Annotated in this window: 12 protein-coding genes; 10 read left to right on the plus strand and 2 right to left on the minus strand. The window is 66.5% G+C overall.

The window, feature by feature from the left end:
- The first annotated feature begins 373 nt into the window (after positions 1–373).
- The 10 genes from N5D20_RS09885 to N5D20_RS09930 all read left to right on the plus strand — a co-directional run bounded on the left by N5D20_RS09885 (position 374) and on the right by N5D20_RS09930 (position 13,346).
- Positions 374–2,623, plus strand: coding sequence for a methyl-accepting chemotaxis protein (locus tag N5D20_RS09885; protein WP_197579426.1), 2,250 nt, complete (start codon positions 374–376; stop codon positions 2,621–2,623).
- A gap of 158 nt (positions 2,624–2,781) precedes the next feature.
- The gene (locus N5D20_RS09890; protein WP_049437805.1) at positions 2,782–3,555 is read left to right on the plus strand and encodes a flagellar brake protein; all 774 of its coding nucleotides are present in this window, start codon (positions 2,782–2,784) and stop codon (positions 3,553–3,555) included.
- Between the two features lie 134 nt (positions 3,556–3,689).
- Positions 3,690–4,181, plus strand: a complete 492-nt coding sequence (locus tag N5D20_RS09895) for a chemotaxis protein CheW (protein ID WP_010482468.1) — start codon at positions 3,690–3,692, stop codon at positions 4,179–4,181.
- A 136-nt stretch (positions 4,182–4,317) separates the two neighbouring features.
- On the plus strand, positions 4,318–4,701 hold the full coding sequence (locus N5D20_RS09900; RefSeq protein ID WP_010482470.1) for a hypothetical protein: 384 nt from the start codon (positions 4,318–4,320) through the stop codon (positions 4,699–4,701).
- 101 nt (positions 4,702–4,802) lie between these two features.
- Positions 4,803–7,181: a methyl-accepting chemotaxis protein gene (locus N5D20_RS09905; RefSeq protein ID WP_197579425.1), complete on the plus strand. Its 2,379-nt coding sequence runs from the start codon at positions 4,803–4,805 to the stop codon at positions 7,179–7,181.
- A 733-nt stretch (positions 7,182–7,914) separates the two neighbouring features.
- Positions 7,915–10,191 carry a methyl-accepting chemotaxis protein gene (locus tag N5D20_RS09910; protein ID WP_197579974.1) on the plus strand — a complete coding sequence of 759 codons (2,277 nt, stop codon included), beginning with the start codon at positions 7,915–7,917 and terminating at the stop codon, positions 10,189–10,191.
- Positions 10,192–10,228: 37 nt separating this feature from the next.
- Positions 10,229–11,098: a CheR family methyltransferase gene (locus N5D20_RS09915; protein WP_019338555.1), complete on the plus strand. Its 870-nt coding sequence runs from the start codon at positions 10,229–10,231 to the stop codon at positions 11,096–11,098.
- Positions 11,095–11,691 carry a chemoreceptor glutamine deamidase CheD gene (gene cheD / locus N5D20_RS09920; RefSeq protein WP_014037083.1) on the plus strand — a complete coding sequence of 199 codons (597 nt, stop codon included), beginning with the start codon at positions 11,095–11,097 and terminating at the stop codon, positions 11,689–11,691. Before N5D20_RS09915 ends, cheD begins: the two co-directional genes overlap by 4 nt.
- Positions 11,688–12,761, plus strand: a complete 1,074-nt coding sequence (locus N5D20_RS09925) for a chemotaxis response regulator protein-glutamate methylesterase (RefSeq protein ID WP_197579976.1) — start codon at positions 11,688–11,690, stop codon at positions 12,759–12,761. The genes cheD and N5D20_RS09925 overlap by 4 nt, the downstream gene beginning before the upstream one ends.
- A gap of 213 nt (positions 12,762–12,974) precedes the next feature.
- Complete coding sequence (locus tag N5D20_RS09930) at positions 12,975–13,346, plus strand: hypothetical protein (protein WP_197579978.1); 372 nt, start codon at positions 12,975–12,977, stop codon at positions 13,344–13,346.
- An 84-nt stretch (positions 13,347–13,430) separates the two neighbouring features.
- Here the strand turns inward: N5D20_RS09930 and acnB are convergent, their stop codons facing one another.
- Together acnB and N5D20_RS09940 are read right to left on the minus strand one after the other, a co-directional pair.
- Positions 13,431–16,022: a bifunctional aconitate hydratase 2/2-methylisocitrate dehydratase gene (gene acnB, locus N5D20_RS09935; protein WP_054171685.1), complete on the minus strand. Its 2,592-nt coding sequence runs from the start codon at positions 16,020–16,022 to the stop codon at positions 13,431–13,433.
- Between the two features lie 43 nt (positions 16,023–16,065).
- Positions 16,066–16,464 carry a type II toxin-antitoxin system VapC family toxin gene (locus tag N5D20_RS09940; protein ID WP_005409506.1) on the minus strand — a complete coding sequence of 133 codons (399 nt, stop codon included), beginning with the start codon at positions 16,462–16,464 and terminating at the stop codon, positions 16,066–16,068.
- Positions 16,465–16,469 lie beyond the last annotated feature (5 nt).

Genomic DNA, 16,469 nt, shown 5'->3' on the forward strand with positions numbered 1-16,469 from the left:
CATGCGTGTATTGGACCGCCGCCCTTCGGGGCGGCGGTTTTTGTTTGCGTGCTCCCTGCCAAGGGGTCAGATCCCTTTCCTGCGGACAGGGATCTGACCCCGACCCACTGCGCTCCGCATTCCGTGAACTCCGTCGACGCGATGGTTTCGGGCGCAGCCACGTCACCCAAGCGCAAGCCCCGCCACTGCAGCACTTTCGCGTCGTCTTCCCTACGCAACCGAATGTGATCTGCGTCCATAAAGTCCGCCCGCAGCACGCCGCTATCTCGCTTTGACGGCCGTCACCGAACCCCACCGGGCACCCCCGTTCGCTCTGCAACCACCCCCAGCCGACGCACCGACGTCGGCGCCCTGCCCACCTGGAGCACCCTGCATGAAGTGGTTCCAAGATCTGCCCATCGCCCGCAAGCTGGCCGTGGGGTTCACCCTCACCACGTTGATGACCCTGGTCCTCGGCGCCTTCGCCCTGGTCCGCCTGAGCGAGGCCAACAGTCAGTTGGGCGAGATGGCCAGCAACGATATTCCGTCGGTCCAGCATCTGGGCGAAGCACGCTCGCAGCTGGGCGAGTTCCGCACCTACGAACTGGCCCTGCTGAGCATGCTCGATCAGCCGGAGAAGGTCATCGACTACAACAAGCGCATGGACGACACCGCCAAGGCCGTGCATGACGAGCTGGCCGCGTACTCGGCGCTGCCGGCACTGGACAAGGAGCGCGAACTCTATCGCGCGGCCAACGTGCAGCTGGAACGCTATTTCGCCGCCAACAAGGCGATGCGCGAGGCCGTGGCCGCCGGCGATGGTGCCTTGGCACAACAGATCTCCGACGAACAGTCGCGCCCGGCCCGTCGTGACCTGTTCGCCGCGATGAAGACCCTCGGCAGCCACATCGCCGGCCTGATGGACGGCAAGATCGCCGCTGCCAATGCCACCCACCGCACCAGCATGATTGCCATCATCGGCTGCATCGTGCTGCTGTCGCTGGTGGCCGCTACGCTGGCCGTGGTCATCTCGCGCGCCGTCACTGGCCCGCTGGGCAAGGCCGTGCATGCCATCCAGGCGGTTGCCCGCGGCGACCTCAGCGTCAGCACCCAGGCCACCAGCAAGGACGAAGCCGGCAAGATGCTGGCCGCCACGGCCGAGATGACCGCGATGCTTCGCCGTTTCAGCGAACAGACCCAGCTGATGGCAGAGATGCACGCTGGCCCGGACATCAGCCACCGCATCCCGGAAGACTTCCCGGGCGTCTATGGCCAGCTGGCCGGCGGCATCAATACCGTGATCTTCGAGCACCTGGACGCAATCCGCGACGCCATCGACGTGCTCAACCAGTACGCCACAGGCAACCTCACCCCGGACGCACGCCGCCTGCCCGGCAGCCGCGCGATCCTGCACGAGTCGATGGATGCGGCCAAGGCCAGCCTGCTGGCCATCAACACGCAGATCCAGCAGCTGGCCTCGGCCGCCGCCGCCGGCGACTTCAGCCAGCGCGGGGATGCGCAGCGTTTCGATCACGACTTCCGCGTGATGATCGAGCAGCTCAACAGCATGATGCAGGTGGCCGACGGCAACCTCGGCCAGCTCTCGCAGCTGCTGCAGTCGATCGCCGCCGGCGACCTGACCGCACGCATGGACGGCCAGTTCAACGGCGTGTTCGCGCGCATGCGTGACGACGCCAACACCACCGTTGCACAGCTGACCCAGATCGTCGGCCAGATCCAGGCCAGTGCTTCCAGCATCACCCTGGCCGCCGGTGAGATTGCTTCGGGCAACAGCGACCTGTCGCGCCGTACCGAGCAGCAGGCCGCCAACCTGGAAGAAACCGCTGCCTCGATGGAGGAACTGACCTCCACCGTGCGCCAGAACGCCGAGCACGCCCGCCAGGCCAACCAGCTCGCGATCGGTGCGCATGGCGTCGCCTCGCAGGGTGGCGAGGTGGTCGGCCAGGTGGTCACCACCATGTCGGCCATCGAAGCCTCGTCGAAGAAGATCGCCGAGATCATCTCGGTCATCGACGGCATCGCCTTCCAGACCAACATCCTGGCATTGAACGCCGCCGTCGAAGCCGCCCGTGCCGGTGAGCAGGGCCGAGGCTTCGCCGTGGTCGCCAGCGAAGTGCGTACCCTCGCCCAGCGCTCGGCCGCCGCCGCCAAGGAGATCAAGGGCCTGATCGATGATTCGGTCGGCAAGGTCGCCGAAGGCTCCAGCCTTGTCCATCAGGCCGGCAGCACCATGGGCGAGATCGTCGCCTCGGTGCAGCGCGTGACCGACATCATGGCCGAGATCTCTGCGGCTTCGCAGGAGCAGTCGGCCGGCATCGAGCAGGTCAACCAGACCGTGGTGCAGATGGACGAGACGACCCAGCAGAACGCCGCACTGGTGGAGGAAGCCACCGCCGCCGCGCGCGCGATGGAAGACCAGGCCGTGCAGCTGGGTGAAGCCGTGGCCCGCTTCCGGTTGGCATCACAGGGCACGACGGCCATCCCGGCACGCCCGCTGGCGGCACCGGTACCGCGCCAGGTTGCAGCCGCCGCACCGGCCGCAAAGCCGGCCCCGGCGCGTACGCTGCGCACCGCGACAGCCCAGCCGGCGCTGGCCGCAGACGGCGACTGGCAGGAGTTCTGATGTACCTGGGGCCGGATCCCTTTCCTTCGGGAAGGGGATCCGACCCCGGACGCATGGAAAGTGATGCAATTCTCACTTCATAATCCGGCACAGTGGCCGATATCCCCATCGAGCCTCGCGCCAACGCGTGCTGGCGCCCGCCCCTGACCGTAGATTCCATGTCCGACGGCAACGACACTGCAGTGCATGATGTCCACGCGGCTGATGCCGCTGACGAACGTTTCCTGGTCCGTAATCCGCGCCAGCTGCGGCAGCTGCTGCGATCGCTGATCGACCAGCGATCACTGATCAATGCGCATATCGACGGCCGCGACCGCTCGTTCCCGACCGCGCTGCTTGAGCTCGACGAGGACGAAGACACCCTGCTGCTCGACGGCAGCCCGCAGGAGGCGTCCAACCGCGCCGCCGAACAGGCCGATCATCTGCTGTGCTTCGCCCAGCTCGAACGCGTGCTGGTGCGGTTCCGCCTGCAGGCACTGCAGCGTGTGGACAACGACGGCCACGTCGCCTTCCGCGCCCCGCTGCCGGACGAGCTGGTCCATCTGCAACGACGTGAGATGTACCGGCTGGAGACGCCCGTCACCGATTCGCCCCAGCTGCTGATCCCCGCCGGCGAGAGCCGCGCCGAAGCGCTGTCGATGCGGGTGGTGGACATCAGTGGTGGCGGCCTGGCGGTGGCCGTGCCTACCGACTGCGCGGTGTTCAGCCTGCAGAAGCGCTACCCGGCGGTGCTGTCGCTGCCCGACGGCCCGGACCTGGAGATCGAGCTGGTCGTCTGCAACCTGCTGCCGCAGCGCCAACCCAACGGCATCGAGATCAAGCGCGTGGGCATGCGCTTCGACATCCTGCCGCGTGGCGCCGACAGCGCCATCCAACGCTACATCTTCCGCATCGACCGCCAGCGCAAGGCGCGCCGCAACGGCGAGCTGTAAGGCCCGTCCAACCGGTAGTGCCGGCCGCTGGCCGGCAACCTCGCGACAACGCGGGGGCCCACACCTAAAGTCCCCCGACGAGGGGCCGATATCGAGCCTGACACCGGGACTTCCGGCAGAACCAGGACCCCTCGATGAACGACAAGACCAGCTCCACCGCCAGCGCCGGTGGCGAATTCCTCAGCTTCACCCTCGGTGCCGAGCACTACGGCGTGGACATCCTCAAGGTGCAGGAAATCCGCGGCTACGACGCCGTCACCCGCGTGCCGGATGCGCCGGACTACATCAAGGGCGTGATCAACCTGCGCGGCACCATCGTCCCGGTCATCGACCTGCGCCTGAAGCTGCGCCTGGACGATGCCCGCTACGACGCCTTCACCGTGATGATCGTGCTGAACGTCGACGACCGCGTGGTCGGCATCGTGGTCGACAGCGTCTCGGACGTGATCCCGCTGTCGGCAGAGCAGATCCGTCCGACCCCGGAATTCGGCGCCGCCGTCGATACCCGCTTCATCTCCGGCATCGGCACGCAGGACGACCGCATGCTGATCCTGCTCGACATCGAGACCCTGCTGGACAGCGCCGACATGGGCCAGGCCAACGTCGTTGAAGACGCCGCCGCCTGATCAAGCGGACCTGCTTCACGTTCTGGTCACACAACCCTTCAGTTCCCTCCGGCAGTGCCGATAGGGGGACAGAAGCCGGTCGCGCAGGAGCGCGCAGAACCGGAACGACCATCACCATCCCCGGAGATACACCTCGATGAAGTCCCTGCTTGCGTTCGTTTCGGCCGCTGTCCTGGCCACCACCGCTTCCGCCGCGTTCGCCCAGTCGGCCGACATGATCCCGCCGGAACTGGCCCCGCGCTCGGTCGGCAAGGACGGCATGGTCTGCGGCAAGGTTGAAAAGGCCCGCTACGCAGAAGGTTCCGAAGGCCAGCCGACCTTCCTGTACATGGGCGGCGCCTTCCCGCGCCACACCTTCTCGGCCCGCATCGCCGGCGAGAACCGCGGCAAGTTCTCCTTCCCGCTGGAAACCCTGGAAGGCAAGACCGTCTGCGTGATCGGCAAGATCCAGCGCGACGCCTCGCGCGCGGAAATCGAAGTCAGCTCGCCGGCCGGTCTGAAGCTGGCCAACATCAAGTAATCCGCTGTCCGTCGAACCACGCCGGACCTGGTACCGGCGTGGTTTCTGCTGCAACCGGGCCCGATGCCCGGACGCGTCTGCCTTAGGAGATCGCAACGCCCATGCCGTGGATCAACAACCTCAAACTGATGCCGAAGCTGCTGCTGACCTTCGGCGTCCTCCTGCTGGTGATGTTGCTGCAGGGCATCGTCGCCTATCGCGGCCTGCATTCGCTGAACAATGTCACCACCGAGCTGGCGGGTTCTCGCATGGAGAGCATCCGCATGGCCGGCGAGATGCGCGGCATGCTGGGTGAATACCGCAACGCCGCCTACCAGCAGCTGATCCGCGCCAGCGACGACGTCAAGGCGGATGCACGCAAGCAGACCGTCGAGCTGCGCGAGAGCATGGACAAGTCGATCAAGGGCTATCCGACCCTGGTCGACAACCCGCAGCAGAAGAAGCTGTTCGACACCTTCGCCAAGGAATGGAAGGACGCCCTGGCCTCCTATGACAGCGTCACCGAGATGCTGGAACTGGACCTGCCGGACGACGCCATCGATACCTTCGTCGGCGAGACCCGCACCAAGCACCGCAAGGCTGCCTCGGCGCTGGAAGCCCTCATCGCCGAAGACAACCGCCTCGCCCGCGCCTCGCGCGAAGAGGCTGAATCCACCTATTCCGCCTCGGCCGTGCTGACCGTGATCGCCCTGCTGGGCGGCGCTGCGCTCGGCCTGGTGCTGGTCTGGTTGTTCGCCCGCGCCCTGGTCGGCAGCGTGCGCGGCGCCGTGTCGGTTGCCAACGACGTGGCCGGCGGCAAGCTCGATGGCCACATCGACGTCAGCCGCCAGGATGAAGTGGGCGAACTGATGCAGGCCATGCAGCGCATGCAGCGCGACCTGCGCGAGCGCATCGAAACCGACCAGGCCGTGGCGCGCGAGAACCTGCGCATCCGCACGGCGCTGGATTACAGCTCGACCGGCGTGTACCTGACCGACACCAGCAACACCATCGTCTACAGCAACCGCGCCCTGCAGCAGACCCTGAGCCAGTACCAGGACGAAGTGCGCCGCGACCTGCCGGACTTCGACGCCCAGGCCTCGCTGATCGGCAAGCCGGTCACCGTGCTTGAACACCGCGGTGAAATGGACCAGACCCTGCTGGGTAACCTGAAGGCACACGGCGTCGCCCGTCGCCCGATGCAGTACGGCGATGCCCAGTTCGCCCAGGTGGTCTCGACCATCCGCAATGAAGGCGGCGACACCGTCGGCTACGTGGTGGAATGGCGCGACCGTACCCAGGAAGCGCAGGTGGAAGCCGAAGTGGCGCGCGTGATCGCCCAGGCAGCCGCCGGCGACCTGTCCGGCCGCATCGATTCCAGCGACAAGGAAGGCTTCTTCCTGCAGCTGGCCCAGCAGATCAACGGCCTGCTGGACGCCAATGCCGGCAGCATCGAACAGATCTCCGGCCTGCTCGCCGCGCTGTCGCAGGGTGACCTGACCGTGCGCATGCATGGCGACTACCAGGGCGTGTTCGCCCGCATGCGCGACGACGCCAACGCCACGGCCGCGCAGCTGAGCGAGATCGTCACCCGCATCAAGCAGTCCAGCCGTGCGATCAGCTCGGCCGCCGGCGAAATCGCCTCGGGCAACAGCGACCTGTCGCGCCGTACCGAACAGCAGGCTGCCAACCTGGAAGAAACCGCTGCCTCGATGGAGGAACTGACCTCCACCGTGCGCCAGAACGCCGAACACGCCCGCCAGGCCAACCAGCTCGCGATCGGCGCGCATGGCGTCGCCTCGCAGGGCGGTGAAGTGGTCGGCCAGGTGGTCACCACCATGTCGGCGATCGAAGCCTCGTCGAAGAAGATCGCCGAGATCATCTCGGTCATCGACGGCATCGCGTTCCAGACCAACATCCTGGCACTGAACGCCGCCGTGGAAGCCGCACGTGCCGGTGAACAGGGACGTGGTTTCGCCGTGGTCGCCAGCGAGGTGCGCACCCTCGCCCAGCGCTCGGCCGCTGCCGCCAAGGAGATCAAGGGCCTGATCGACGACTCCGTTGGCAAGGTCAACGACGGCTCGGCCCTGGTACACAAGGCCGGCGCCACCATGGGCGAGATCGTCGCCTCGGTACAGCGCGTGACCGACATCATGGCCGAGATCTCTGCGGCTTCGCAGGAACAGAGCGCCGGCATCGAGCAGGTCAACCAGACCGTGGTGCAGATGGACGAGACCACCCAGCAGAACGCCGCGCTGGTGGAGGAAGCCACCGCCGCCGCACGTGCAATGGAAGAACAGGCCGGCCATCTCAGCGAGGCTGTGTCGATCTTCGTGGTCGACGAAGCCGAGGTCGTCGCCGCCCCGCGCGTCGCCGCTGCCCCGGCCCCGCGCGCCACGGCGCCGGTCGCTCCGGCACCGACCGCACCGCCGGCCCGCCGCACGGCGGGTGGTCGCCCGATGGCCACCGAACTGGCCGACGGAGACTGGCAGGAATTCTGATGCCTGCCTGACCTGACGGACGAAGACGCCCCGGCCCTGCGCTGGGGCGTTTGCGTTTACGGGGTATCTGGATATCCAGCCAACGGCGAAGCCCCTCGTGGTGGTCGCGGAGAGTGCTTGGCTACTGAGGGCTGGCCGGGAGGGTGGGTTGCGCAGGGGGCGCCGTAAACCCGTCCCTGGGGGCTTGGCCGCGGCATCCATGCCGCGGACACCCCTGCGCAACCCACCCTCCCGGCCACAGACATTTTCCGTGCGCGTCCACCCCGGATTGAAGAAAGAAGAGCAAGAGCAACAGCCGTATTGCTTCCGGGGTCAGATCCGTTTTCCGCAGGAAAACGGATCTGACCCCTCTTTCCACCTGGAAACCCAACGCTCTTGCCGTCCGACACCGAAATGCCGGGAGGGCTGGGCCGGGGTGGGCAGGCAGGACCGTTGGCGCCATGGATGGCGCCATCGAGCCCCATGGACGGGTTTATGGCGTGTCCTGCCTGCCCACCCCGACCCGGCCAACCCGTAGCAACCCATCGCCATGACCTGCCGTTGCCGTTGCCGTTGCCGTTGCTTCAAAAGCCTGCCGCAGGCAGCGCCGCAGCCGCCGCTGCAAGGAAACCTGAATACGTTCGGACACTGCGCCTCAATCCCCCGCCCCATCGGCCGATAACGGGGTTGTCACGGCTTGTCCCGCCGCTGACCGGCTCGGCGCCGCCCGCCCGCTTCGACCTGGTCCTGCTCGATGAATCTCCTGCATCGCTGGCAACACTACTTCAGCAACCTCTCCGTCCGGCGCAAGCTCAACCTGCTGACGCTGCTCATCGCGCTCGGCGTGATCGCGCTCTCGGTGATCGCCGCCCGCATGCAGTACCTCGACCTGACCGAGACCCGCAAGACCGCGCTGAAGACCCAGGTCGAACTCAGCTACGGCATCCTTCAGCATTACCACCGGCTGGCCGGCACCGGCGAACTCAGCGAGGACGCCGCGAAGAGCGCCGCATTGCAGGCGCTGGAAGTGATGCGCGCCGATAACGATGCCTACTACTTCAACATCTACGACACCGGATACCGCCTGCTCATGCACCCGTTCCGCAAGGAGCTGGTGGGCAAGGACATGAAGGACTTCCGCACCGACGACGGCGTGCGGATCTACTACGACCAGGTCGAAGCAGCCAGGGCCGGTGGCGGCTTCGTCAACTACCGCTGGGCCAAGCCGGGCAGCAAGGGCGAGGTCGAGAAGGTGGCCTACGCCGGCCTGTTCGCGCCGTGGAACTGGGTGGTCAGCAGTGGCGTCTACATGGACGACGTGCAGAAGCAGGCGCTGGTGTTCACGGCCATCATGGCCGTCTCCGGTGGCGTGCTGGTGCTGATCGTGCTGGCCCTGAGCTGGCTCATCGGCAACCGCATCGCCGTGCCGCTGAAGCAGGCAACGGCCGTCGCCGAGGGTATCGCCCGCGGCAAGCTGGACAGCCACATTGGCCCGCAGCCGCATGACGAAACCGGCCGCCTGCTGGACGCCATGTCCGGCATGCAGCAGCAGCTGCACGCAGTAATCAGCGGACAGCGCGAAATGGCGCGCCGCCACGACGGCGGCGAACTGAGCTACCGCATCGACGCCAGTGCCTTCCCCGGCGAGTACGGGCTGATGGTGCAGGAAACCAACGCCCTGGTAGGCGGCCACGTGCAGACCCTGCACGACGTGCTGGACGTGGTGCAACAATACGCGGTCGGTGATCTCAGCCGCGACATCGCGCGCTACCCCGGCGAGAAGGCCGCAATGACCACCACCGTCGACACGGTCAAGGCCAACCTCGGCCGCATCAACGCCGAGATCAAGCAGCTGGCCAGTGCCGCCGCCGCCGGCGACTTCAGCCGCCGTGGCGACGCGCAGCGTTTCGATCACGATTTCCGCCTGATGCTGGAAAACCTCAACGCGATGATGGCGGTCAGCGATGACAACCTCGGCAAGCTCTCGCAGCTGCTGTCGGCCATCGCCGAAGGCGACCTGACCGCGCGCATGCACGGCGACTACCAGGGCGTGTTCGCACGCATGCGTGACGACGCCAACACCACCGTCGCCCAGCTGACCCAGATCGTCGGCCAGATCCAGGCCAGTGCTTCCAGCATCACCCTGGCCGCCGGTGAGATTGCATCGGGCAACAGCGATCTGTCGCGCCGTACCGAGCAGCAGGCTGCGAACCTGGAAGAAACCGCCGCGTCGATGGAGGAGCTGACCTCCACCGTGCGCCAGAACGCCGAACATGCCCGCCAGGCCAATCAGCTGGCGATCGGCGCGCAGGGTGTTGCCTCTCAAGGCGGCAGCGTGGTTGGCCAGGTGGTCAACACCATGTCGGCCATCGAAGCCTCGTCGAAGAAGATCGCCGAAATCATCTCGGTCATCGACGGCATCGCGTTCCAGACCAACATCCTGGCGCTGAACGCTGCAGTGGAAGCCGCGCGTGCCGGTGAACAGGGTCGTGGTTTCGCCGTGGTCGCCAGCGAAGTGCGCACCCTCGCCCAGCGCTCGGCCGCTGCCGCCAAGGAGATCAAGGGCCTGATCGACGACTCCGTCGGTAAGGTCAACGACGGCTCGGCACTGGTACACAAGGCCGGCGCGACCATGGGCGAGATCGTCGCCTCGGTGCAGCGCGTGACCGACATCATGGCCGAGATCTCCGCCGCCTCGCAGGAACAGAGTGCCGGCATCGAGCAGGTCAACCAGACCGTGGTGCAGATGGACGAGACGACCCAGCAGAACGCCGCGCTGGTGGAGGAAGCCACCGCTGCCGCACGCGCGATGGAAGAACAGGCTGGCCAGCTGGCCGACGCCGTGGCGATCTTCCGCCTGGACAACCAGGTTTCCGCCGCAATGAAGGCGGTGGCCGCGCGTGTCGAGCCGGTCCGTGTTGCCGCCGCCGTGGCGCGCCCGCAGCCGGTTCCAGCGCCGGCACCGGTCCGCCGCGCCGGCAGCAACGCCAGCACCTTCGTGGCCAGCGACAGCGACTGGCAGGAATTCTGAGACCCACCCGCGGCGGCTTCGGCCGCCGCCTCTGCCGATGGACACGTCCCCCGTGCAAAGTCCTACTCCCATCGTCACCGGCCCGCGCGAATTCGAGTTCGCCGACCGTGATTTCCGCCGCGTCTGCGACTTGATCTACCAGCGCGTGGGCATCGCCCTTGCCCCGGCAAAGCGCGACATGGTCTATGGCCGCCTGTCGCGCCGCTTGCGCACGCTGGGCATGCGCAGCTTCCAGCAGTACCTGGACCATCTGGAGCAGGAAGACGGCGACGAGTGGCAGGCGTTCACCAACGCGCTGACCACCAACCTGACCTCGTTCTTCCGTGAGCCGCACCACTTCGACAAGCTGCGCGAGGAACTTCAGCAGCGCTCCAGCCGCACGCCGCTGCTGCTGTGGTCATGCGCGGCGTCCACCGGTGAAGAACCCTATTCGATGGCGATCACCGCCTGTGAGGCCTTCGGTACGCTGAAGCCGCCGGTGCGCATCGTCGCGACCGATGTTGATACCCAGGTACTGGCCACCGCCGGCCGTGGCGTCTACAACATCGACCGGGTCACCAATCTCGACCCGGATCTGCGCCGGCGCTACTTCCAGCGCGGCAGCGGCCCCAACGAGGGCCAGTGCCGCGTGCTGCCGGCACTACGCGAGCTGATCGAGTTCCGCCCATTGAATCTGCTCGCCCCGCGCTACGACGTCGGCGGACCATTCGACGCGCTGTTCTGCCGCAATGTGATGATCTATTTCGACAAGCCGACCCAGCGCGCAATCCTCGGCCGCCTGGTGCAGCACCTGGCCGATGACGGCCTGCTTTACACCGGACACTCGGAGAACTACCTGCACGCCGCCGACCTGATCCAGCCCTGCGGCCGTACGCTGTATCGCCGTGCGGCAAAGGCCGGCGCATGAACGCCTCGCTGCGTACCGACGATGTGATGCGCTACCAGGATGCGCGCTTCCAGACCATCGCCGCCAAGCTGCTGCCGACCCAGTACCTGGTGGTGGACGACACCACCGCGCTGACCACCACGCTGGGTTCCTGCGTGGCCGCGTGCCTGCGCGACCCGGTACTGAAGATCGGCGGCATGAACCACTTCCTGCTGCCCGAGGGCAATGCCGGCGACGGTGCTCCCGCACGCTACGGCAGCTACGCGATGGAACTGCTGATCAACGACATGCTCAAGCGTGGCGCGCATCGCAAGCGCATCGAAGCGAAGGTGTTCGGCGGCGCCAACGTGCTCAAGGGCTTCACCAGCAACCCGGTCGGCACCCGCAACGCCGAGTTCGTACGCCAGTACCTGCAGGCCGAGCATATTCCGATCATCGCCGAGGACCTGTGCGGCATCCATCCGCGCAAGATCTGGTTCTTCGCCGATACAGGCCGCGTGGTGGTGCAGCGCCTGCCGCATGCCCACGAAGCCGAGGTGGCCGCGACCGAATCGGCGGTGCGTGCACGCCTGTCCAAGGCTCCGGTCACCGGCGGCGTGGAGCTGTTCGAATGACCTTGACCGGCAACGCCCCCTGCCGGGTCCTGATCGTCGACGACTCCGCCGTCGTGCGCCAGATGCTTACCGAAATCCTGTCCAGCGACCCGGCCATCGACGTGGTCGGTACCGCCGCCGACCCGCTGCTGGCGCGCGAGAAGATCAAGCGCCTGGCCCCGGACGTGATCACCCTGGACGTGGAAATGCCGCGCATGGACGGGCTGGCGTTCCTGGAAAACCTGATGCGCCTGCACCCGTTGCCGGTGGTGATGATCTCCTCGCTGACCGAACGCGGCGCCGACACCACGCTGCAGGCGCTGGCACTGGGCGCGGTGGACTTCGTCTCCAAGCCCAAACTGGACGTCGCACGCGGCCTGCAGGGCTACGCCGACGAGATCATCGCCAAGGTCAAGATGGCGGCGCGCTCGCGGGTGCGCCCGCTGGTACGCGCTGCCGCACCGAAGCTCCTGCTAGAAGCCGCGCCTGCGATGCGCCCCGCCGCGCCTCAGTTCCGCACCACCGACCGGTTGATCGCGATTGGTTCCTCCGCCGGTGGCACCGAAGCGCTGCGCGTGGTGCTGGAAGGCATGCCGGCGGACGCACCCGCCGTGGTGATGACCCAGCACCTGCCCGCCAGCTTCAGCAGCGCCTTCGCCGAACGCCTGGACCGGCACTCGGCGATGGCCGTGCGCGAGGCCAGCGACGGCGAAGCGGTGCTGCCCGGCCACGCCTACCTCCCGCCCGGCGGCAAGCACCTGCGCATCATCCGCGACGGTGCACGCTGGCGCTGCCGCGTCGACGATGGTCCGGCGGTGAACCGGCACAAGCCCGCGGTGGATGTACTGTTCCGCTCGGTCGCGCAGAACGCCGGTAGCAACGCCATCGGTGCCATCCTCACCGGCATGGGCGATGACGGAGCACGCGGCCTGCTGGAGATGCGCCAGGCCGGCGCCCCGACGCTGGTGCAGGACGAAGCCACCAGCGTGGTCTGGGGCATGCCTGGTGCCGCCTTCAAGCTCGGCGCCGCCGAGGAACAGGTACCGCTGGAACGCATTGCCGAACGCCTGCTCGCCCTCGCCCGCAACTGACACAAAGCAGATCCACGCCATGCGTGGATGCCCTCTGTAGAGTCGAGCCACGCTCGACTCATCGCGCATCGCGCGAACAGCAGCCAAGCACGGACTCGGCGCTACAGGCCATCAGGCAGCAAAAAAAGGCGCAGGCTTTCACCGGGGTTCTTCGTTTCAACGCGCTACCCGCATGTGTGCTTTGATAGCGGTATTGCACAAGGAATGCTGCACATGATCAAAGGCATATGGAAGGCCGCCCTGGCGGCCGTACTGCTTTCATTGCCACTGGCACCCGCCAGCGCCAGTGGCGATCTGTTCTACTTCGAGGCCAAGCAGGGTGATGTGTTCTTCATGCTGATGCTGGTAGGTCGCGAAGACCCCGGCGCGGTAAGCGTCAGCTGGAAAGGCGCGTCGATCCCGACGTACCCCAACGTGCATCGCCGCTACTACATCGAATTCAACCGTGCAAAGCGCCAGGCCTACGTGCGTCCACTTGACCGTGATGGACTGCCCTGGTTCGAGATGGATGTCTCCGGTAAGCGCGGCAACGTGCTGATCGGCGGCCGTCGGTTGCAGGGCAACGCAGACTGGACCGTGCAATAGCGGATGCAGCAGACAAAAACCCCCGGCTTTCACCGGGGGTTCTTCGTTTCAACGGGAGGCCGGCCAGCGGCCGGCACTACCGCATCAGGCAGCGACCGTCTTGGCCACGTCCTGGTATTCCTCGATCTGGTCGAAGTTCATGTAGCGGTAGATCTCCGCGCCGCTCTGGGCGATCACGCCCACATCGGCCATGTACTCTTCCTTGGTCGGAATGCGGCCCAGACGCGAGCAGATCGCGGCCAGTTCGGCCGAACCCAGGTACACGTTGGTGTTGCGGCCCAGGCGGTTCGGGAAGTTGCGGGTCGAGGTCGACATCGCGGTGGAGCCTTCGCGGATCTGCGCCTGGTTGCCCATGCACAGCGAGCAGCCCGGCATTTCCATGCGAGCGCCGGTAGCGCCGAAGGTGCCGTACACGCCTTCCTTGGTCAGCTCCGAGGCATCCATCTTGGTCGGCGGGGCCACCCACAGGCGGGTCGGCAGGTCACGCTTGCCTTCCAGCAGCTTGGCAGCGGCACGGAAGTGACCGATGTTGGTCATGCACGAACCGATGAACACTTCGTCGATCTTGGCACCGGCCACTTCGGACAGGGTCTTCACGTCGTCCGGGTCGTTCGGGCAGGCCACGATCGGCTCGTGGATGTCGGCCAGGTCGATCTCGATGACGGCGGCGTACTCGGCGTCGGCATCCGGCTCCAGCAGCTGCGGGTTGGCCAGCCACGCTTCCATCTTTTCGATACGACGCTGCAGCGAACGCGGATCCTGGTAGCCCTCGGCGATCATCCACTTCAGCAGCGTGATGTTGCTGGTGAGGTACTCGATGATCGGTTCCTTGTTCAGGCGCACCGAGCAACCGGCCGCCGAACGCTCGGCCGAGGCATCGGACAGTTCGAACGCCTGCTCGACCTTCAGCTCCGGCAGGCCTTCGATTTCCAGGATACGGCCGGAGAAGATGTTCTTCTTGCCAGCCTTGGCCACGGTCAGCAGGCCCGACTTGATCGCGTACAGCGGAATCGCGTTGACCAGGTCACGCAGGGTCACGCCCGGCTGCATCTTGCCCTTGAAGCGCACCAGCACCGACTCCGGCATATCCAGCGGCATCACGCCGGTGGCCGCGGCGAAGGCGACCAGGCCCGAACCGGCCGGGAACGAAATGCCCACCGGGAAACGGGTATGCGAGTCACCACCGGTACCGACGGTGTCCGGCAGCAGCATGCGGTTGAGCCAGCTGTGGATCACGCCGTCGCCCGGGCGCAGCGAGACGCCGCCACGGGTGGAGATGAACTCCGGCAGGGTGTGGTGGGTCTTCACGTCCACCGGCTTCGGATAGGCGGCGGTGTGGCAGAACGACTGCATCACCAGGTCGGCCGAGAAGCCCAGGCAGGCCAGGTCCTTCAGCTCGTCGCGGGTCATCGGGCCGGTGGTGTCCTGCGAGCCGACCGAGGTCATCTTCGGTTCGCAGTAGGTGCCCGGGCGCATGCCCTGGCCTTCCGGCAGGCCACAGGCGCGGCCGACCATCTTCTGCGCCAGCGAGAAGCCCTTGCCGGTGTCGACCGGCTGCACCGGCAGGCGGAACAGGTCGGTCGGAGCCAGGCCCAGCGCTTCGCGCGCCTTGCCGGTCAGGCCACGGCCGATGATCAGCGGAATGCGGCCACCGGCACGCACTTCGTCGAACAGCACGTCGGACTTGACCTGGAACTCGGCGATCACTTCACCGTTCTTCAGCGCCTTGCCTTCGTACGGACGCAGCTCGACCACATCGCCGTGCTCCATCTTCGACACATCCAGCTCGATCGGCAGTGCGCCGGCATCTTCCATGGTGTTGTAGAAGATCGGGGCGATCTTCGAACCCAGGCAGACGCCACCGGCACGCTTGTTCGGAATGAACGGAATGTCATCACCGGTCCACCACAGCACGCTGTTGGTGGCCGACTTGCGCGAGGAACCGGTGCCGACCACGTCGCCGACGTAGGCGACCAGGTGACCCTTGTCCTTCAGGTCCAGGATCTGCTGGATCGGGCCGCGCTTGCCGTCCTCTTCCGGGGTGAACGGCGCGTCGTCGCGCTTGTTCTTCAGCATCGCCAGGGCGTGCATCGGGATGTCCGGGCGGGTGGTCGCGTCCGGCGCCGGCGACAGGTCGTCGGTATTGGTTTCGCCCGGCACCTTGAACACGGTGACGGTCAGGCTCTGCGGCACTTCCGGGTTGCTGGTGAACCACTCAGCATCAGCCCAGCTCTGCAGCACGGCCTGGGCGTTGGCGTTGCCGGCCTTGGCCTTTTCCTGCACATCGTGGAAGGCGTCGAACACCAGCAGGGTCTTCTTCAGCGCGTCGGCGGCGATGGCACCGACGCTGGCATCGTCCAGCAGCTGCACCAGCGGGGCGACGTTGTAGCCGCCGAGCATGGTGCCCAGCAGTTCGGTGGCGCGCTCGCGGCTGATCAGCGGATTCTGCTCGCTGCCCAGCGCGATCGCGGCCAGGTACGAGGCCTTGACCTTGGCTGCGTCATCGACGCCGGCCGGAACGCGGTGGGTCAGCAGGTCGAGCAGGAACTCGGCCTCGCCCTGCGGCGGGTTCTTCAGCAGTTCGATGACATCGGCCGTCTGCTGCGCGCTCAGCGGCAGCGGCGGGATGCCAAGCGCAGCGCGCTCGGCGACGTGGTGGCGGTAGGCTTCCAACATGACAACTCCCGGGTAATGCGTAGGTTGAAATAACAAAGTGGGCTCAGGCTTGCGGCACGATCAGCTTCAGGCCCTTGAAGTAGTCGCGGTAAAACGTGTCGTTCCAGGTGATCAGGCCGTCGCACTGCAGCAGTGCGTGGGCGCCGACCATGAATTCGTCCAGGCTGCGGCGGCTGCCGCCGCGCTGGCGATGACGGCGGTGCATCTCGCCGGCGCGCAGTGCCGACTTGGCTTCCATCGGGTTGAAGTGCACGCCCATCTCTTCCAGTGCTTCCAGCACTTCGGCGCCGCCGCGCAGCGATGCGCAGACTTCGGCCAGGGTCGCGCCACAGACCACCACGCGGCCACCGACCAGGCTCTGCCTGAGGATGGCTTCCACCGCATCGGCCTGCGGACCATTGCTGAGCAGCTCGACCAGCACCGGCGAATCGACGGCGATCATCACGG

The sequence above is a fragment of the Stenotrophomonas sp. GD03877 genome (assembly GCF_029840555.1).
GTDB lineage: Bacteria > Pseudomonadota > Gammaproteobacteria > Xanthomonadales > Xanthomonadaceae > Stenotrophomonas > Stenotrophomonas geniculata.